The organism is Mycobacterium sp. 141, assembly GCF_000382405.1.
Lineage (GTDB): Bacteria > Actinomycetota > Actinomycetes > Mycobacteriales > Mycobacteriaceae > Mycobacterium.
Genome location: NZ_KB908262.1, coordinates 24,459 through 42,093, shown reverse-complemented (window position 1 = coordinate 42,093; position 17,635 = coordinate 24,459). Strand labels below are relative to the sequence as shown.

At 62.9% G+C, this 17,635-nt stretch carries 17 protein-coding genes and 2 pseudogenes; 10 read left to right on the top strand and 9 right to left on the bottom strand.

Translation table 11 applies throughout. The annotated features are described in order from the left end of the window. Window positions 1-261 precede the first annotated feature (261 nt). A complete protein-coding gene (locus H276_RS0112780) occupies window positions 262-1,107 on the bottom strand; it encodes an SMP-30/gluconolactonase/LRE family protein (RefSeq protein WP_019971706.1) in 846 nt (281 codons plus the stop codon). Window positions 1,108-1,449: 342 nt separating this feature from the next. Here H276_RS0112780 and H276_RS22955 point away from each other — a divergent pair, with 342 nt between their 5' ends. Next, a complete protein-coding gene (locus H276_RS22955; RefSeq protein WP_155943076.1) occupies window positions 1,450-1,866 on the top strand; it encodes a hypothetical protein in 417 nt (138 codons plus the stop codon). 151 nt (window positions 1,867-2,017) lie between these two features. On the opposite strand, the gene H276_RS0112770 is transcribed toward H276_RS22955, so the two are convergent. Continuing rightward, window positions 2,018-3,124 carry a L,D-transpeptidase gene (locus tag H276_RS0112770; RefSeq protein WP_081625461.1) on the bottom strand — a complete coding sequence of 369 codons (1,107 nt, stop codon included), beginning with the start codon at window positions 3,122-3,124 and terminating at the stop codon, window positions 2,018-2,020. A gap of 65 nt (window positions 3,125-3,189) precedes the next feature. Between H276_RS0112770 and H276_RS0112765 the strand changes: the two genes are divergently transcribed. From H276_RS0112765 to ripB, 5 genes are all read left to right on the top strand, one after another. Continuing rightward, entirely contained in the window at window positions 3,190-3,921 is a 732-nt protein-coding gene (locus H276_RS0112765; RefSeq protein ID WP_019971703.1) for a thioredoxin domain-containing protein, read from the top strand. Then, window positions 3,918-4,892 carry a cytochrome c biogenesis CcdA family protein gene (locus H276_RS0112760; protein ID WP_019971702.1) on the top strand — a complete coding sequence of 325 codons (975 nt, stop codon included), beginning with the start codon at window positions 3,918-3,920 and terminating at the stop codon, window positions 4,890-4,892. The genes H276_RS0112765 and H276_RS0112760 overlap by 4 nt, the downstream gene beginning before the upstream one ends. After that, entirely contained in the window at window positions 4,882-5,259 is a 378-nt protein-coding gene (locus H276_RS0112755; RefSeq protein ID WP_026356923.1) for a BlaI/MecI/CopY family transcriptional regulator, read from the top strand. The genes H276_RS0112760 and H276_RS0112755 overlap by 11 nt, the downstream gene beginning before the upstream one ends. Then, a complete protein-coding gene (locus H276_RS0112750; protein WP_019971700.1) occupies window positions 5,256-6,188 on the top strand; it encodes a M56 family metallopeptidase in 933 nt (310 codons plus the stop codon). The genes H276_RS0112755 and H276_RS0112750 overlap by 4 nt, the downstream gene beginning before the upstream one ends. A gap of 252 nt (window positions 6,189-6,440) precedes the next feature. Then, a complete protein-coding gene (gene ripB, locus H276_RS0112745) occupies window positions 6,441-7,076 on the top strand; it encodes an NlpC/P60 family peptidoglycan endopeptidase RipB (protein ID WP_081625468.1) in 636 nt (211 codons plus the stop codon). Window positions 7,077-7,408: 332 nt separating this feature from the next. Here ripB and H276_RS0112740 read toward each other — a convergent pair whose 3' ends face one another. The 4 genes from H276_RS0112740 to trxA all read right to left on the bottom strand — a co-directional run bounded on the left by H276_RS0112740 (window position 7,409) and on the right by trxA (window position 10,559). Continuing rightward, window positions 7,409-7,888, bottom strand: a complete 480-nt coding sequence (locus tag H276_RS0112740; RefSeq protein WP_019971698.1) for a hypothetical protein — start codon at window positions 7,886-7,888, stop codon at window positions 7,409-7,411. Between the two features lie 354 nt (window positions 7,889-8,242). Then, window positions 8,243-9,697, bottom strand: coding sequence for an MFS transporter (locus tag H276_RS0112735; protein WP_019971697.1), 1,455 nt, complete (start codon window positions 9,695-9,697; stop codon window positions 8,243-8,245). 224 nt (window positions 9,698-9,921) lie between these two features. After that, window positions 9,922-10,086, bottom strand: a complete 165-nt coding sequence (locus tag H276_RS0112725; RefSeq protein WP_019971695.1) for a hypothetical protein — start codon at window positions 10,084-10,086, stop codon at window positions 9,922-9,924. Between the two features lie 113 nt (window positions 10,087-10,199). Beyond that, entirely contained in the window at window positions 10,200-10,559 is a 360-nt protein-coding gene (gene trxA, locus H276_RS0112720; RefSeq protein WP_026356920.1) for a thioredoxin, read from the bottom strand. Window positions 10,560-10,847: 288 nt separating this feature from the next. On the opposite strand from trxA, the gene H276_RS0112715 reads away from it, so the two are divergent. Next, window positions 10,848-11,525 (top strand): GntR family transcriptional regulator, encoded by a 678-nt coding sequence (locus tag H276_RS0112715; protein WP_019971693.1) that lies wholly within the window; start codon window positions 10,848-10,850, stop codon window positions 11,523-11,525. Window positions 11,526-11,921: 396 nt separating this feature from the next. On the opposite strand, the gene H276_RS0112710 is transcribed toward H276_RS0112715, so the two are convergent. Continuing rightward, window positions 11,922-12,161: a hypothetical protein gene (locus H276_RS0112710; protein WP_019971692.1), complete on the bottom strand. Its 240-nt coding sequence runs from the start codon at window positions 12,159-12,161 to the stop codon at window positions 11,922-11,924. 108 nt (window positions 12,162-12,269) lie between these two features. On the opposite strand from H276_RS0112710, the pseudogene H276_RS0112705 reads away from it, so the two are divergent. Continuing rightward, window positions 12,270-13,070: pseudogene (locus tag H276_RS0112705) on the top strand (class I SAM-dependent methyltransferase); the annotation flags it as partial. Window positions 13,071-13,095: 25 nt separating this feature from the next. Here H276_RS0112705 and H276_RS0112700 read toward each other — a convergent pair. After that, window positions 13,096-14,322 carry an IS110 family transposase gene (locus tag H276_RS0112700; protein ID WP_026356919.1) on the bottom strand — a complete coding sequence of 409 codons (1,227 nt, stop codon included), beginning with the start codon at window positions 14,320-14,322 and terminating at the stop codon, window positions 13,096-13,098. A gap of 258 nt (window positions 14,323-14,580) precedes the next feature. Between H276_RS0112700 and H276_RS0112690 the strand changes: the two are divergent. Continuing rightward, window positions 14,581-14,844, top strand: a pseudogene (locus tag H276_RS0112690) (methyltransferase); the annotation flags it as partial. Between the two features lie 312 nt (window positions 14,845-15,156). Here the strand turns inward: H276_RS0112690 and H276_RS0112685 are convergent. Then, window positions 15,157-16,359 (bottom strand): FAD/NAD(P)-binding oxidoreductase, encoded by a 1,203-nt coding sequence (locus H276_RS0112685; protein WP_019971688.1) that lies wholly within the window; start codon window positions 16,357-16,359, stop codon window positions 15,157-15,159. A gap of 285 nt (window positions 16,360-16,644) precedes the next feature. Between H276_RS0112685 and H276_RS0112680 the strand changes: the two genes are divergently transcribed. Then, window positions 16,645-17,484: a sulfite exporter TauE/SafE family protein gene (locus H276_RS0112680; RefSeq protein ID WP_026356918.1), complete on the top strand. Its 840-nt coding sequence runs from the start codon at window positions 16,645-16,647 to the stop codon at window positions 17,482-17,484. Window positions 17,485-17,635 lie beyond the last annotated feature (151 nt).

Here is a 17,635-nt window from a genome sequence, read left to right as displayed (position 1 = left end):
CGAGCTGACCGGCCCGTTGGACGACCAGCCACTCAAGCTCGCATTAGATCAAAACGGTTGGGGGCATGGGGTTCCAACGTGATACCCCACGTCAAGGAAGTACTCCGCTGAGTAGCCAGGTCTTTGGTCCAACTCGGCATCCACAGCTCCTACTCGACGTAGTCCTGTTCGATAAGGCGAGCGTTTTACCCTAAGAAACGTCCAGTCAGAAACCCTCGGTCTGCGGGCAGGAGTCAGCACTGGCGTAGCGGTCGAGGCACACTATTGGACATTCTTGATCTTCACAATGCTGCCTTTGGCGTCGGGATCGTTGGCATCCTTTACCACCGTCACATAGAGGTCGGTCGCGTCCGGACTGAACGCGATGTTCGTCGTACCGTCACCCTCGGGGATGTCGAATTCGTGCAGGAGTTCCCCCTTGGGGGACAGCTTCAGCACCTTGCCCCCGAACCATTGGGCCACAAAAACATTGCCCTCGCCGTCTACTTTCATGCTGTCCGGACCGAGCCAGGGCGACCTACTCCCCGAGTCGGTCAGACTACTGAGGACGGCGAAGTCTGCGCGGTCGCTGAGCGTGCCGTCTTTCCCGATGTTGAACTGCAGTATGGAGTTGCTGACCGTTTGACTTACGTAGAGCGTCTTCTGATCGGGCGAAATACCTACACCGTTGGCGTAGTTCAAGTCATCCGCCACTTTCGTCCAGTTCGATCCGCCCGGCGGCAAGTAGAACAGCTTGCCGGCCACCGACGTGGGGGTGGCGAGTGCTGGGCCGAAAGCCGTTGCGTACGCACCGCCGTCGGCTGCGATCACTACGTCGTTCAAACCGCCGGCGAATTTCTGACCGGTGCCATCAGTATCCCAGCTGCGCAGTACTTTTCCGGTCTTGTCGAGTTCAAGGATCGCGCCCGGGTCGTGACTGCAGGTCACGAAGAAGGTGTTCTGCTTGGTGAGCGCCAAACCGTTGTGACCGCAATCGGCAGTATCGTTCAATACCATGCTCTTTTGGCCATCCCAGACCGAAAGAGTGCCGGATACCCACTGTAGATAGTAGAGCTTGCCATCGATGAACAGGGGCCCTTCCGGTCCGCGCGCATCAGTGACCACCACTTGACCTGCCGCCTGAGTCTGTTCACTCGAACCGTTGGGAGGGTGTCCGCCGGACCCGCAGCTACTCAGTATTGGAAGGAGTGCGCAGAACGCGAGGGCGGCGCGGGTGCTGCGCCAGGGTCGGCAAGCATTCATGGCGACAAGTCTGCGCGCCAAGTTGCCTTCAGGGGATGATGATTCGTGTCGCGCATATTCACGGAACGTGCATGGTGCACACAAAGGTCACGCTTCGTAAGAGGGGACGGCGATTCCCGGTGACCGTGCTACGACTTGGAAATCCTAAAACTTCTTATTACATCGGGGATTGCCGTAGAAATGGTCGGTGGTGTCCGGCAGGCCATCATGACGACCAACGAACGTGAGCGCAAGAACAAGAAGTACATGTTCATGTACGTCTGGAATTGGTTTCGGGAGCAGGAGAAGGCCGGGCGGATCATCATCGAGCAGTGGTGTGAAACGTGGCGGGGCGCAACCGAGATCGCGGCTTTCGCGGACAGCCTGTTCGCAGCGCACTGGGACTTCTCGCCGACCGAATCCCGCAACACCGAGCGCACCGGTCACGACGGGATGTTTCTTGTTGCCCCGCAACACGTCAAGACCTACAGCGGCGAGTTTCACCCGCTGCTTCTACGTCGTAGCAGGGCCGGCGCGAAGCAATATGCGCACCTCAATTGTATGAACATTGGCGACTCTAAAGGCATTGAACAGCAACATATTCTCATCTACCCAACCGGCCCGGTGAAGAAATTTCCTCACTGACGCAAAGACGTTGGATGACCAGCAGGCCGCGCGGCCGTCACCCGAGCCCGGCGCAGTGATTCCGGCGTCTGCTTTTCACCGAGCGGTCGCCTACCACCCCACACACTCGTGATCGACAGCGCCGGCGCGCTCTGCCACGATGCTGTATCGGCTACTGCAGCGCGCTGCCGGTGCGCCACTGTGACCACGGCACGCTCCAGTCACCGTTCTGCCAGATCGGCAGGGGTTCTCCGCCGGTGTTGCGGACCTCGAACACGTCACCGGGTTGGGAGAAGTCGTAGAACCATTGTGCGTTGGCGGCGTTCACATTTAGGCATCCGTGCGAGGTGTTCGTGTTGCCCTGCGCCCAAATGGTGTCCTCGAGCTGGTGTACATAGATGCCGCTGTTGGTGAGCCGCACCGCGTAGTTCACGGTGAGTTTGTAACCCAACCGCGAGTTGACGGGCAGGCCGTAGCTCGACGAATCCATCACCACGGGATTGGCCTTGTCCATCACCGTGTAGACGCCCGGCTGCGTCCAAAACGAAATGGTGTTGCCGGAAACGGTTTCGGATCCGCCCATTCCCATCGACGTGGGGATGGTGCGTACCAGTTCGCCGTTTTGGTAGACGGCGATCTTCTTGGTCTTATCGTCGGCGATCGATACGTGCGAATCTCCGATCCTGATGGCGGATCGACTGTCGTCCGGCCCGGTGACGAGGATCTGGGTGCCTGGGCTGTAATAGTCGCGGGGTCGCCAATGAGCGTGCCGGCTGTCCATCCAGTACCACGAACCCGCAACGGGCGGGTCGGTGCTGACCGACAGTTCACGCTCGGCGACCGCCCGGTCGGTGACGGCTCGGTCGAATCTGGCCACGATGACGGTGCCAACGCCGTATGTGCTTCCCTCGAGCAACGCGGCCCCCGAGGTGGATGTGAAGGTGACCGGGTTCTGCAACGAAGGGTCGGGCGGGGGCGGCGTGAGCACGGGTGGTGCGTCTTCGCGGTATCCGTGGCCAAGCGGCACCACGGTGACGTCGAGTCTGGGCGGTGCCACGATCTCGGGAGACTCCTCGAAGGCATGTCCTCTACCGGTCGCAATCGAGCCGCACATAGTCAAAACCACCAGCAGTGTTGCCAGCACGGACCTCGAATGCTTGCGCTGCAGCCGAGGATGCGCCGATCGCGGAACAGTGATCAGTCCTGTTGCCGCTCGCTGACTTTGGTGGATGCGTCGCGACACGTGAGCACTTCCCATCTGACGATGCGGTACGAACATTCCCGGTATGTAATATCTACGTAGATACGCCGTAGGTACGTAGGCCAAGGTAGCAGGAGGAGCCGATGGGTGGTCGTCGAGTCGACGGCAAGAACGATGTCCGGTTCGTGATTGGCCTGCTGGTCGTCGCGACGGTGCTGATTGTTGTGGTCATGATGAAGTTCAACGGTGATCCGGCCACCGTGGCGGGTCCGTCGGTGACCGAACACAGTGTCGCGGCGACCACAAGCCCCGACGGCGGCCTTTCGGCGGCAATAGAGCGTCGTCAACCCGGCGACCCCTTGGCCTTGGGCGATCCCCGCGCGCCAGTGGCAATGGTGATCTTTTCCGACTATCGATGTCCGTTCTGCGCCAAATTCAGCCGCGATACCGAACCCGTGCTGATAGAGCGTTTCGTCAATGATGGGAAACTGCGCATCGAGTGGCGTGATTTCCCCATCTTCGGTGAGCAATCGCGGTTGGCGGCCCTGGCTGGGCGAGCAGCCGCCGATCAAGGCAAGTTCTGGGAATTCAATAGAGCTGTCTATGCCGCCGCTCCGGAGCGATCCAAGCCCGACCTGACCGAACAGGCTTTGATCGGCTTTGCCCGGCAGGCCGGGGTTCCCGACATCGACCGATTTACCTCAGGGATGCACAGTGGCGCCTTCGATGCGGCCGTCGACGCGGACTTCGCACAAGGAAACAGCATCGGTATCCCGAGCACGCCGGCATTCCTGATCGCCGGCAGACCCATGCTGGGTGCACAACCCACCGCCGATTTCGTTCAGGCGATCGACAACGCTCTCAACCGCCGATGACCGGAATCGGATTCCTCGGCGCCTTCCTCGGCGGGGTCGCCTCCCTGCTCAGCCCGTGCTCAGCAATGCTGCTCCCCTCGTTTTTCGCCTACGCGTTCGACCGCGTGCAGGTGCTGATGCGCCGAACCCTGGCGTTCTGGGCGGGCATGTGCCTCGTATTCGTGCCCCTGGGTGCCGGCGTCGGCGCACTAGGAGGCGCGATCACCCGCTATCGCAGCGAACTCACCACAGTCGGTGGGCTGGTGCTCATCGGGTTGGGAGTCGTGACGCTGTTCGGTAGAGGATTTGCCCTGCCGGGAATACAACGGTTGACCGCCCGGATCGACATCTCAGGCACCATGTCGGTGCTGGCGTTGGGAGCCGTCTACGGGTTGGCCGGTTTCTGTTCTGGGCCGTTGCTGGGCGCGGTGCTGACCATGTCGGCGATGGGCGCGGACCCCGTTTACGGGGGACTGCTGATGGCCGTTTACGCGCTCGGTATGACCGCGCCGCTGTTTCTGCTGGCTTGGATGTGGAACCGTTTGCGGCTCTCTGAACGCTCCTGGCTGCGGGGACGTCCAATCCAGCTGGGACCCGTCCGCACCCACACCACATCGTTGCTGAGCGGGCTGATCCTCATAGTCCTCGGGGTGGCATTTCTTCTCACCGACGGAACTGCGAGCCTCGGCAGTGTGCTGACTGTCGATTCGGAGTACGACCTGCAGGTCTGGCTGGCCAAATTGTCTTCGCATATCAACGATGCAGTGCTCATCCTGCTCGTGGCGGCCGTTCTCATCGGGTGGCGCCTCATCCGCGCCCGCCGCCGGCGCACACGGCTTCCGGCCAACAGCGACTCGACCGAGACCAGCGAGGCGCCGAACGAGACCGGCTACGATCGCGCTAGCGGGGTGCGAACAGCAGACGGTCGACGCGAAACCAACTCGTCCGGTCCCGAGATTTCGCAGCGAGCGGGAAGCGACAGTGAGTCTTAGAACATTCGGTGACTTGGAAGCCGTCGTGATGGAGGTGCTTTGGTCACGCGCGGAGCCCACGACGGTTCGTGCGGTCCACGACGAGCTTTCGACGCACCGCCAGATCGCCTACACCACAGTGATGTCGACGATGGATAACCTTTTCCGCAAGGGTTGGCTGTTACGGGAGAAGGTCGGACTGGCCTATCACTATCGGCCGGTGATGAGCCGTGAGGAGCACTCCGCGCAGTTGATGCGTACCGTCTTCGAATCCGGCGGTGACGGCGAGTTGATCCTCAACTTTTTTCTCGACCAGATTGGGGAAGATGATTCGGTGAAGCTGCGTCAGGCGCTTGCGCGGCTCAAGAAGAACCGATCCGCGCGATGAACGCGGTCACGTTTCTTCTCCTGTACGCAGCGGCCCTCACCTGGCTGGCGCCGGTCCTCCTCATCAGCCCGGTGTGGCAGGACGTCAAGCCCCGACTGTCCGTTGCGGGTTGGTTGACTGCGGTCGGATCGGCACTGTGTGCCTGGCTCGGCGCCTTGGCGATCCTTGTCATCGGTGCGTCGCGCAGCTTGCTCACCCACACCGCCCCCACCTTTTGCGTGGAAACACTGGGGATCACCAGAGTGCTGGCATCCCCGCCACCTGTCGCCACCGTGCTTGTGGCCGTGCTGCTGACGCTCACGGCGGCGGTTGCGGTCTACACCGCGCGACGTCTGGTGCGCGCGCTGCTGAGCACGCGGCGGCAGAATCGGCACCACGTGGAGTCGGTCCGCATCGTGGGACGGCCGTCGGAGTACGACGGTGTCGTGGCGGTCACGGCAGCCGAGCCGACGGCCTATTGCGTTGCGGGCGGCGGCAAGACTGCGGTCGTCGTCACCACCGGGGCTCTAGAACTGTTGGATCCTCGTCAACTGGCGGCGGTGCTGGCGCACGAGCGGGCGCACCTGCGTGGACGACATCACCTCATCGTCGCCACACTGCACGCGCTGGCGGCAGCGTTACCGCGGCTGCCGCTGATGGTTTACGCCGCACGTACGGTGCCTACCTTGCTGGAGATGTGCGCCGACGACGTTGCGACCCGCCACCATTCCCGCGATGCGTTGTTGACCAGCATCGTCGCTTTGAGCACTCGGCAACCGCGCGAGGGCACGGTCCTGGCCGCGGCGGGTACCGCGGTGCTGGACCGGGCCATCCGACTGGCACAGCCGCCGCCTCAATTCAGGTGGCAACCTCGGGGACTCGTACTAAGAGCGATCATGATGGCGACTATCGGACTCCTGCCCGTCGCGCTCACTCTGTGCACATTGTGACCCGCTGCCAGTAGGACTGACCGCCAGGCGCCGCGGGCGGTCGGGCGCGGCGGTGGCGCCGAGCATGCCGCGGCGCAGCTTTACCGAACTGGAACACATTCGTGCTCAGTCGTCGCAACTCCACTAGCTACGGTCTATCTACGTATGTAGTAAGTACGTAGATAGACCGTTTGTCGACGACGGGAGACAGCGTTGCATCGCCGCGCAGCAATCCACATCGGGTGCTTATCTGCACTCGGATTAGTGATCGGCATGCCCGCCGGAACTGCAGTAGCCGACCCCGGGGCGTGGGATCCCACGCTGCCTCAACGGGTCAGCGCAGGGGCACCTGGTGATCCGGTAGCGATCGCGAACGCAACACTGCAGGCCATGCAGCTGTCGACTCAAACGACTCTCGAACTTGGCCGCAAATTCCTTGGCAGCGTAGGCATTCTGGGTACCCAAACACCCGCGATGAACTCGATGCCCGGCGGGCGGATTCGCGGCCCGCAAGCAATCGAATACGTGATACGCCGGGCAGGGTCGCAGATGGGTGTGCCGTACTCCTGGGGAGGTGGCAGCCTGACCGGGCCCAGCCGCGGGGTGGACTCCGGCGCCGACACCGTCGGCTTCGACTGCTCGGGATTGACGCGGTATGCGTTCGCCGGGGTAGGAGTGCTGCTGCCCCGGTATTCCGGCGACCAGTACAGGGCGGGCCGTCAGCTTCCTCCATCGCAGGCCAAACGCGGGGACCTGCTGTTCTGGGGCCCCGGCGGCGGGCAGCATGAAGCGCTCTACCTCGGCGCCGGACAGATGCTCGAAGCGCAACAGACCGGGGTGCCGGTCAAGGTGTCGCCGGTGCGCACCTCTGGGATGACGCCCTACGTCACCCGCGTCATCGAAACATGAGGGGCAGACTCACACGGCGAGCGGTCTGCCATCCTGACGCGTTGCCGACGGCACCAGAGCGAGGTCGGCGCTCAGTCCACAACCATGACACTCACGCCGTATGGGCGAGGGTGGCAAACGATTGCGTCTTGGCCCCTGCAGTGCGGTCAACGCCCTCGGGCGGGCGATATAACCACCACACCGGGCAGTTGGTATCCGGTTGCGCAGTGCCGCAACGACATTCGCTGCCACAACAGCGGCTTGCCTGCGTGCGGCTGAGTCGTTCTTTCCGTTGAGGGTGGTAGGCCGGGCATAGGGCGTCAGGTCTGACCGGAATGGCAGGTTGGGATCTTTCAGGTCTCAATTGGGCATACAAGCTGCCGGCGCAGCCGCCAGGTCAGAGCCGTAGCGGTCAAGATCAGTGCACCCACGGCGAGGATTGGTTGAACCGGCGCGAACCAGGTAATCGCACCGGAGTAGCCCAACGCCAGCACAGCGAGTTTGTTGCACACCGGGCAGCCCACCGCGAACCACGCCAACATGCCACCGGCTATCCCGAACCGGCCCGTTGTCCGCTCCGAGGGCACAGAGTCGTCACCGTCGTCCGGATGCGCACCCCTCCTGGCCTGCGAGTCGGCTTGCCCGGGCACGTAGGTGGCCACCAACATCCCGGACAACACCGACGTCAATACCCAAACTGGGTAATTCCACCAGAGCGGGGGTATGTCGCGAGTGAAGATCGGATTCGGAATCAGTGCGGTTACCACGCCGATCATCAACCCGAACGTGGCGGCCGCCGCCGCCGCGGACCACACCTGGCGCGGTGTCCACATTTTTAGTCCAGGCGCCAACCCGCCGACATTCCGCAACCACGAAGACATTCCACGCCGCACAGGTCCCATCACCCCACTGGATCCACTCCTACTATCTGACTAAGTACTATACGTAATAGTAGGTTTCTGGGCCCGATGGAACGTCGAAGCCGCGGTCACGAGAAGTGACATCTGCAAGGAGACGTGCCGACAATCCACTCAATGACCAACTGGCGCAGCCGCACGGTGGTGAGTCGTCGGTCAGCTGCTTCACCTGTCCGGCCGGTACGGCCGCTTGTCAGCGTAGGGGGTTGAGGAGCAGGTATCCGTCGGTCCGCCTCAGGGCGTCGCTGACGGGACCCCGCCGGCGACACTTCAGTGCGCCAGTGCTTCTGGGCGGGGGTGCTCTCGTTGTTCGCGGATGAGCCGGATCACCGACAGTACGACCCCCACGGCGGCGAAGATGACGACGGCGAACATCCCTTGGTGGAAGTTCGGCAGCAGTTCCCCTTCGACGGGCGTGGACTTGGCGCTGGCGAGGATTGCCGCGACGACCGCGATGGCGATGGCCCCTCCGACCTGGAAGCTCGTGTTGAGCAGCCCGGAGGCCAGGCCGTGCTCGTGCTCCGGCACGCCGTGGGTGGAGCCGACGGTCACTGCGGGCAGGCCGATGGAGTGTGCGAGGCCGATGAGGAGCATGGTCGGGAACAGGAACTCCCAGTAGGACATTCCCGGCTCGGTCCGGAGCATGAGGAGGTATCCGATCGTGAGCAGTCCGAGGGCCACGAGGATGGCTCCGGTGGATCCTCGGCGCGCGAGGATCGGTCCCATGCGTGGGCCGAGGAACGGCTGGAGCAGACCCGACGGCAGGAACGCCAGCGCGACGATGATCGGAATCCAGAGCAGGCCGCCCTGCACATAGAGGGTGACCAGGAACTGAAAGCCCATGAACGCGCCGAGCAACAGACCCGCCGATACGCTCGCGTGGACCGCGCCAGCATTCGTGAGGATGCCCAGTCGCATGAGCGGGTGCGGGTGTTTGGACTCGATCACGAGGAACGTGGCGAGCAACACGATCGCCACCACGATCGGAACCCAGGTTCCTGGGTTGCCCCAGCCGAGCGCCGGTCCCTGCACGAGCCCGTACACGAGCAGGAGCAAGCTGGCCGTGAGGGTGACCGCGCCGAACAGGTCGAACTGCCTCCACGAAAAGACCGGCCGCACCGTCGTGGGCACGAGCTTGAGGCCGAGAACGAAGAACACCAGGGCGATCGGTCCAGGCGCGAGAAGGGTCAGTCGCCACCCGATCTGGGTCAATGCTCCGCCGATCACCAGGCCGAGGGTGAAGCCCATCGTCCCGAACACGGCATAGATGCTCAGTGCGCGCATCCGTGAGGCGCCCGGGGCGAACGCAGTCGACACGATCGACATGCCCGCCGGGACAGTGAAACCGGCGGCGACTCCCTTGAGGAAGCGCAGCGCGATCAGCCAGCCGATGTCGCTCATGAAGGCGCTGACCACGGAGGCGATACCGAACACGGCAACCGCGACGAGGAACACGGTGCGTCGGCCGAAGAGATCGGACGCGCGACCGCCGAGAAGCAGGAAACCGCCGTAGCCGAGGATGTAGGCGTTGACGATCCATTGCAGCGCCCCGGCTTCCAGGTGGAGTTCTCTGCCGATCGTGGGCAGGGCGATGTTGACCATCGACAGGTCCAACCCGTCGAGGAACAACGCGCCGGCAACGATGAGAATCAGGCCCCATGCTGCGCCGGTCCAGCGTTCCCCTATCGGCGCGGATTGTGTCTGCACTTGTCCTTGTTCGGTCATTTCGGTGGCCTATCTCGATTCGGTTCGGTTGGTGGTCAAGTAGTCCGCGAGCTCGGCCTCGACGGTTCGGCGGGACACGACGCCGGTGATCGTCTTGACGACCTCGCCGCCGACGAAGAGCTTCATCGTCGGGATGGACTGGATCGCGTACCGCTACGCGGAGCCGCGGTTCTCGTCGATGTCGAGCTTGAGGACGTCGATCCGGTCGGCGTGCTTGCCTCGCCTCATCGCTGGACCGTCCCAGCCAGCACGTCGTGGTCTACCGCTGCGGTGCCGCCCTCCAGAGAAGCCAGGTACTGCTCAGCGTCGAGAGCGGCGACGGTCCCGGAACCGGCCGCAGTAGCGGCCTGCCGGTAATGCGGGTCGATCACGTCGCCGGCAGCGAACACTTCAGCCAGGTTGGTGCGCGAGCTGCGTCCCGGCTACGCATCCCGAATAAATGCGATATGCATCCTAGTTACCGCGTATGAGTTCCCCGCTCGATGCGACCCGTTGCCCAGGTTCAGCTCTGCTGTGCGATCTGGGTTCGGACTTCGTCCATGTCGAGCGCGCGGATCCGAGTGATGAGGTCGTCCAGCGCGGCGGCGCGGAGCGCCCCGGCCTGGGAAAACACGCAGATGCCGTCGCGGAACGCCATCACCGTGGGGATCGAGGTGATCCCCATCGCTCCGGCGAGATCCTGGTTGGCCTGGGTATCAACCTTGGCGAAGAGGACATCCTCGTACTCGCCGGAGGCCGCCTCGTAGACGGGAGCGAACATCCGGCACGGGCCGCACCAGGCGGCCCAGAAGTCGACGAGGACGATGCCGTCACCCTCGATCGTGTCGGTGAAGTCGGTTGCTGTGAGGTCGCGTGTGGACATATCTGTCATTCCTTGTCTGGTGGTCATTTCTGGTGGTGCCGAACTGTCAGTCGCGGGCATTGTCGGTGGGCGCCACGACGACCGGAACTGGCGAGTGGGTGAGGACGTAGTGGCTGACCGAGCCGCGGGTTGAGACGCACTTGGATCCTGTTGCATCCTAGATGGATCCATCTGTTGCCGCAACATGTATCTTGAATTGAATCCCTGGACAGCCCGGCAGACCGACTCGCAGTCAGGCCAAATGGATGCGGCGCCCGGGAAGTCGAGCGTTCAAAGAGGATGAGGTAGATGCCGACCCCACAGAGTGCCCTAGATCGCGCCTACTCGACGATCCTTGATGGGATCCTCAACGGCAAGTTTCCGCCCGGCACGATGCTGGCCGAGGCACCTCTGGCCGCCGAGATCGGTGTCAGCCGCACACCTGTGCGCACCGCTCTCGCGCGTCTGCAAGACGACGGCTGGATCACCGTGTATCCCAAGCGGGGAGCGTTGGTGAAAGGCCTTTCGGAGCGGGCGGTCGCCGACCTGGCCGACGCGCGCCTGATCCTCGAATCCACGTCGGTGCAGCGCGCCGACGCCGCGAGCAGGGAGGCTTTGACATCGCGGCTGGACGAGTCGATCGAGGTCCAACGGAACACACTGTCGCGCGGCGACCTGCGCGCTTTCATCGAGTCCGCGATCGCGTTCCACCGCTCCTTCGTGGAGGCGGGCCAGAACATGGTCCTGCTCGAACTGAACGACCGCCTCGCCGATCGACAGCGGTTCCTCCTGTTCAGCTACGGCGACGCCCTGCTCGGGCGGTGCGCGGACATCATCAACGAGCACGTCGTGCTCGTCCAGGAGCTGCGCGACGGCGATGCTACGGCGTTCGCGGAGACGCTGCGCCGGCACCTCGGAGAGACCTATGGCACCGACCTGCGCATGCTGTGCCCCGATCCGAGCTTCAGCATGCAGCCGACGAAGTGACCGGCGCACTATCCCGATCTGAGTGAGCTTTGCACACACCGCTCCGGTGGCCGCACCACGTTCGGATCAAGATGCCATCTGTTTGCGCCTCGCGATCCGAAGCCCGTCCCCACGTGGACGGGGAAGGAACAATTGGGTGCGAGAGTCCATCGCAGAGGCCTCCGTCGAATGAGTGACTCTCGCGCGTAACCGAAAGTAACTGTGCCCCTTGTTATTCCGGTCGGCTCACCGTCATGTCGACGTCTGTCCATTTTCAGTAAATGAAATAACGTTGTGGAACAACGTGATTCGCAAAAAGCAACTTGCCGACGAGACACGCCAGTCGCGAGAATTAGGAACAACATTCGTGATTTTGTCCCAAACCCCGATCCCGCCCCACCGCTCCGGTGAGATGAGTCACCCGCACTGCTCGCGCAACCAGGTGACCGCGGCGTTCCATGAACTAGCTGCGAGATGGCCGGCGTCGTGAGTGCGCTGATACTCGCCGCAGTTCAGGCTCACAGCAACCACGGCGGTGAGGGCGGCCATCACGATGACTGTTGTCGCGCCGACTGCCCACCGCCTGCGGATAGCACGGTGGTTCGTGCCGACGGCGGTGGGTGGATGGGCAAACGACGCCTCTACACCCCACGACATGTCACGGTCCGTCTGAATCGACCTGCATCGCACGTCTTTTCGAATTGTCTTGTGCGACTTGCTTCCAGGATCGGGGTAGCATCTCATGACGTGAGCGCTGATGGTGACATGTCGTGTGGAGTCGGTGAGACCGCGGATGTTTTCGCGCAGCGGATGGTGTCGGCAATTGACAGTGCGGGCCTTACATTGCTACTGAGCATCGGGCATCAACTGGGACTGTTGGATGTCTTGGCGGAACAGCGTGCTGCAACTAGCAGCCAGATCGCTCGCGCGGCCAACCTCGATGAACGGTACGTGCGTGAGTGGTTAGGTGGGATGACCGTGGCAGGCGTCCTCGATTACGACCCGGATACCGTTAGCTACACATTGCCAGCGCATCGGGCCGAAGTCCTCACCCGCACAGCGGGTCCCGCGAACTTGGCCCGTGTCACTCAGTACATCCCCCTTCTTGCCGAAGTTGAGCAGAAGATCATCGACTGTTTTCATAACGGCGGCGGTTTGAGCTACAGCGACTATCCGCGGTTTCACCGGGTCATGGCAGAGCGAAGCGGCGAAGTATTCGACCGATCGCTGATCGACGTGGTGATTCCGTTGGTCCCGGGCCTGCTTCAACGCCTTCGGGAAGGAATCGATCTTGCCGACTTTGGTTGTGGGAGTGGTCACGCCGTCAACCTGATGGCACAGACATTTCCAGCAAGCCGGTTCACCGGTATCGATTTCTCTGGTGACGCGATTGCCGCCGGCACACACGAGGCGGCCCGGCGCGGGCTGACTAACGTGACGTTCGAGGATCGAAACCTGGCTGAACTGAGCGTTGTTGGCACGTACGATGCGGTCACGGCCTTCGATGCGATTCACGATCAGGCGGACCCCGCGCGAGTGTTGGCGAATATCCATCGCTCATTGCGCCTAGACATCCCAGGTGCGTAAGTTGTCAAGCAGCCTTGTTGTCGGAGTCGGTTTGGCGGTGGGACCAGGCTTTGTGTTCGCTGTAGGTGGTGTGGTGGCGTAGGCAGCCGTGCAGGATGCCGACGAGGCGGTTGCCCAGGGCTCGTAGCGCTTGGTGGTGCAGGTCTCCGGCGGCGCGGTGCTTGTCGTAGAAGGCGCGGGCTCCCGGACTGTTGGTCAGGGCGCAGAAAGCCCACTGGTCGATGGCGTCATAGAGACGCCGGTTGCGGACGTGACGGGCCAGCACGGCACGCTTCTTGCCCGACGCGACGGTCAATGGTGAGGTTCCGGCGTAATTCTTGCGAGACTTGACGGTGGTGTAGCGGTTCGGGTCGTCCCCGAACTCACCGAGCACCCGGGCGCCGAGGATGACACCAAGTCCTGGCAGGGAGCGGTAGATGTCGGCGTCCGGGTGTGCCTCAAAATGTGTCGCCAACTCGGCTTCGAGTTCGGCGATCTGATGGTTCAGCTCGGCGATGATCCCAACCGCGGCGCGGGTGGTGGCCCCGAACGCGGCGGCGACCTCGGGCGGGCCGGCGAGCTGGTCGGTGCGCAAAGCGGTCTGAATCTCGAGTGCCCTGACATCGAGGTTGCGTTGTCGCCCAGCGCCTTTGAGTGCCGATCGGATCTTTGCCACGCTCAGTCGTGCGGCGTCGTTCGGGGTGGGAGCGCGACCCAAGATGGCCAGGGCGTCGCGGTCGGCCAGCGAGTCGAAGGCCTCCAACGCAGCGGGGTAGTACTCCCGCAACGCACTACGCAGCGCATTGGTGTTGCGGTTGCGGCTCCAGACCAGGTTCTGGTGCGCCCGCGCCAGCACCTTGATGGCCTCGACATTCGGCGTGTCCCCAGCGATCGGGCGGTGATTGTGCCGGTCGGTGCGCACCAGATCGGCGAGCAGTTTGGCGTCGCCAGCATCAGACTTTGCGCCCGAGACTTGGTGGCGATCGCGGTAGCGGGCCACGGCGAGCGGATTGACCGCGAACACTTCGTAGCCGGCCGCGGCGAGCGCTTCGACCCACAGGCCGCGGTCGGTTTCGATACCGATCACCACCTGGTTGGGTGCCTCGGCGTGGGCGGCGACCAGTTCGTGGAACCCGCGAATGCCGGCCAGTCCTTCGGGTAATCGACGCGACGCCAGTTTGGTGCCATCGGCGTCCATCAGATGAATATCGTGGTGGTCTTCAGCCCAGTCGTCTCCAATGAATAGCGTCAACTCGCCTCCCTGCTCGCTCGATGTAACGGAACCTGTTCGAGCCGAAGGACACCCGGCGGCAACCTAATGGATCAGTGCTCGAAGCACGACACCCCATCAGCGCTAGAGGCGACCTCACCAACCGGCCGGGGCACGATCTAGGCCTAGGAATCGACCAGCATTCCAAGTGGCAGTAGTGCTCACCGACCAGCAGCTCGGAAATCAGCATCACCCGAACCGACCATCACCGATCGAAGGCTCGCTGATCAATTCCCATTAGGTGGCGTGCTTTTGATGGTGGACATCGAAGCGTCCAGCCGGCTCGAAGACAACGTCGGGGTTCCCATGTCGACCTATCGCTACGCCGTATCGTTAATGCACTGCATGTCGGTCTCGCTCGGTCTCGGGGGCGCCGGATTAGGAACGATGTGGGGTCGGCATCTGGCCATATCGTTGTTGGGTGACGCCGGCTTCGCCGACGTGCAGGTCGCCGAGACCGAGGCGGATCCGAATAACTACTACTACGTCGCGCGGAAGTCCTGACCGCGCGCCGCCGGTCCACCTGCCTCATCGCAAACTCAATCGCGCCGAGATAGTCTGTTAGACAGCCTGATTGCGTTTCCCGGCGAAATAGCCCAGCACCAGTACGGCTAGCTTGTTGCCCGTTCGCCGCCGGTCAGCTCACCGCGAATCACGCCACCGGAGATCCCACACCGGCTCATTGTCTGCCGTAAATGTGTCAACACTCCATGCCGACCTACTATTTCTAATAGTATTAGGATAACCATCTGCGCAGAAGTGTGATTGGCGACCGCGTAAACGATATACCGTGAGAAGCAGGATGATTGGACGGCATCACGCCCGTCCTTTGAGCATCATGTTCCAGTAGAGGAAGGGCAGCCCGTATCGTTTGAGGTACCACATGTCACGGCGTGGTTTGGTGGTGTCGATGAGCGGGAACGACGGGGTGTGCTTGATGTCGTAGTCGAACTCGGCGAGCAGCATTGCCTTGCGGGAAGTCGTCAGCGGACATGATCCGTATCCGTTGTAGCGCCCGGTCAGTGGGAGCCCGCGCAGACTGTCGAGCAGGTTGGCGACGACGACGGGAGCTTGTTTACGCACTGCGGCACCGGTTTTCGCATTCGGTGTCGAGCCGACATCACCGAGGGCGAAGATGTCATCGAACCGCTGGTGCTGCATCGTGTACTGATCGACGTCCACCCAGCCGGCAGGATTATCCGGGTCGGCGATCGGCGAGGCCTTGATCCAATCCGGCGCCGACTGTGGGGCCACGACGTGCAGCATGTCATAGGCGAGCGCGTCGTGACTGCCGGTGGCGTTATCGACGATAGTGACCTGCCGCATGTCTGGGTCGATTTCGGTGAGTTCACTGCCGGTGCGAACCTCGATGCCGTAGCCGGCGGCCACCGCATCGAGGGCGTCGGCGAATGCGGGCAGTCCGAACGTACGCGGAGTGGGCAGCACAAGCACCACCCGGATGTCAGCAAGGACACCCTGTGCCCGCCAGTAGTCGCAGGCAAGGTAGGCGATCTTCTGTGGAGCACCAGCGCATTTGATCGGACCTGACGGCATCGTGAAGACTGCGGTACCCGAGCGCATGTTGCGGATGAGTTCCCAGGTCTTGGGCGCAAGCGCACGTTCATAGTTACTCGACGCGTACGGTGTCGCGAGCGCTTCCCTCGCACCGGCAATGGCATCCCAGTCGAGCTGAATTCCCGGGCACACGACCAGGCGATCGTAGGTGATCACGCCGTCGCCCGTGGTTCGAACCTCGCGCCGCATCGGGTCGACGCCCGTGGCGGCCTGCTGGATCCAGTGCGCGTTCGACGGCATCACCGATGCCTCGGGTCGGCCACTCTCGTCCATGCTGGCGCAACCGCCGCCGACCAGTGTCCACAGCGGTTGGTAGTAGTGCGTGACGGCGGGGTCGATCACGCAGACGCTGCGACCCTGCTTGTTCAACCGGGCCGCAACGCTGATTCCCGCGCTGCCGCCGCCGAGGATGACGATCTCGTGATGTGGGGATGTGGAGGTCATACGCGTGTGGCCTGCCCTTGCAATCAGATTGATTAATGTACGTACATTAATATATTGAATGACCGTACATTAACGTAAGAACCGTCGGCCGGGCAACACCGACGGCATACGCGACACGGACATCGCCCCATCCCGCCACGGCGTTTCTCTGGTCGAACCGGCTCGCGTATCCACATCGAACAAGCAACGGGAGCACACGATGGTTCCGAACTCCACCGGCAACTGTGGCACCACACACGGCATGCTGGCATCACCCGGTGCACACCGCCAAAAGGGTTGTCTACATTGACGATTGCACTCTCACTGCTTCTCGGCTGCTGTATCGGAGTATGCCTCGGTGCGCTCGGTGGAGGCGGGTCGATCATCACCGTGCCGGCGCTGGTCTATCTGCTGCGCCAGCCGCTAGCCGACGCAGTTACCCAAAGCCTGATCATCGTGGCTGTCTCCTCGGTGGCGGCGACGGTCGCGCACGCGCGGGTGGGCCACGTTCGGTGGCGGGCCGGTGTGAGCCTGGGAGTGATCGGTGGCGCTGCCGCATCGCTGGGCACCGTGCTGAGCCGACTGGTACCGGCATCGGCGATCCTCGGCGCGTTCGCGGTGCTGATGATCCTGGTGGCACTTTCACTGGTCATGCGCACCAGACCCCGGAAAGCCGCCAGCTGGGCCGCACAGCCTCTGCCGGCCGGCACCGCCGCGACCTACCAGACCCCCGTCGAGGACAGTGCCGAGCGGAGCCCCACAAGGCATGCGACGTCACTTCCCCGCGTCGTGCTAGCCGGGGTGGTCATCGGACTGCTGACCGGATTCTTCGGCGTCGGTGGTGGATTCGTCATCGTGCCCGCCCTGGTGCTGCTGCTCGGATATTCGATGCCTGTCGCCGTGGGCACGTCGTTGCTGGTGATCGCACTCAACTCGCTGGTCGCTCTCGGTGCGCGAATCGGCGATGGCGCACCGCACTGGGCGGTCATCCTCCCGGTCGCCGCCGCAGCCATCCTCGGCTCGGTGCTGGGAAAGCTTGTGGCGCAGCATGTTTCGGAGTCCGTGTTGGCCAGAACATTCGCGGCGATGCTCGTCGTCGTCGCCGGCTACGTCGCGATCCAGAGCCTGGGGCTGATCACTCCCTGACCTCGACGGCATCCCTCTTTAACTACGCACATCCGCTCAGAATGGAGACACCCGAAGGAGCACGTGTTCAAGGGAATTCGAGGACCAATATGCCGTGCCTGGGTGCGGACATCGAGCCCGAGCAGCCACGGTCGCTGCCCCGACTCGGCGG

Excerpts from the sequence above, each read along its gene's own strand:
- H276_RS22955 (WP_155943076.1), top strand. The coding sequence starts at position 1,450 with ATGACGACCAACGAACGTGAGCGCAAGAACAAGAAGTACATGTTCATG.
- H276_RS0112770 (WP_081625461.1), bottom strand. The coding sequence starts at position 3,124 with ATGTTCGTACCGCATCGTCAGATGGGAAGTGCTCACGTGTCGCGACGC.
- H276_RS0112765 (WP_019971703.1), top strand. The coding sequence starts at position 3,190 with ATGGGTGGTCGTCGAGTCGACGGCAAGAACGATGTCCGGTTCGTGATT.
- H276_RS0112760 (WP_019971702.1), top strand. The coding sequence starts at position 3,918 with ATGACCGGAATCGGATTCCTCGGCGCCTTCCTCGGCGGGGTCGCCTCC.
- H276_RS0112750 (WP_019971700.1), top strand. The coding sequence starts at position 5,256 with ATGAACGCGGTCACGTTTCTTCTCCTGTACGCAGCGGCCCTCACCTGG.
- ripB (WP_081625468.1), top strand. The coding sequence starts at position 6,441 with ATGCCCGCCGGAACTGCAGTAGCCGACCCCGGGGCGTGGGATCCCACG.
- H276_RS0112740 (WP_019971698.1), bottom strand. The coding sequence starts at position 7,888 with ATGTGGACACCGCGCCAGGTGTGGTCCGCGGCGGCGGCGGCCGCCACG.
- H276_RS0112735 (WP_019971697.1), bottom strand. The coding sequence starts at position 9,697 with ATGACCGAACAAGGACAAGTGCAGACACAATCCGCGCCGATAGGGGAA.
- trxA (WP_026356920.1), bottom strand. The coding sequence starts at position 10,559 with ATGTCCACACGCGACCTCACAGCAACCGACTTCACCGACACGATCGAG.
- H276_RS0112715 (WP_019971693.1), top strand. The coding sequence starts at position 10,848 with ATGCCGACCCCACAGAGTGCCCTAGATCGCGCCTACTCGACGATCCTT.
- H276_RS0112710 (WP_019971692.1), bottom strand. The coding sequence starts at position 12,161 with ATGTCGTGGGGTGTAGAGGCGTCGTTTGCCCATCCACCCACCGCCGTC.
- H276_RS0112685 (WP_019971688.1), bottom strand. The coding sequence starts at position 16,359 with ATGACCTCCACATCCCCACATCACGAGATCGTCATCCTCGGCGGCGGC.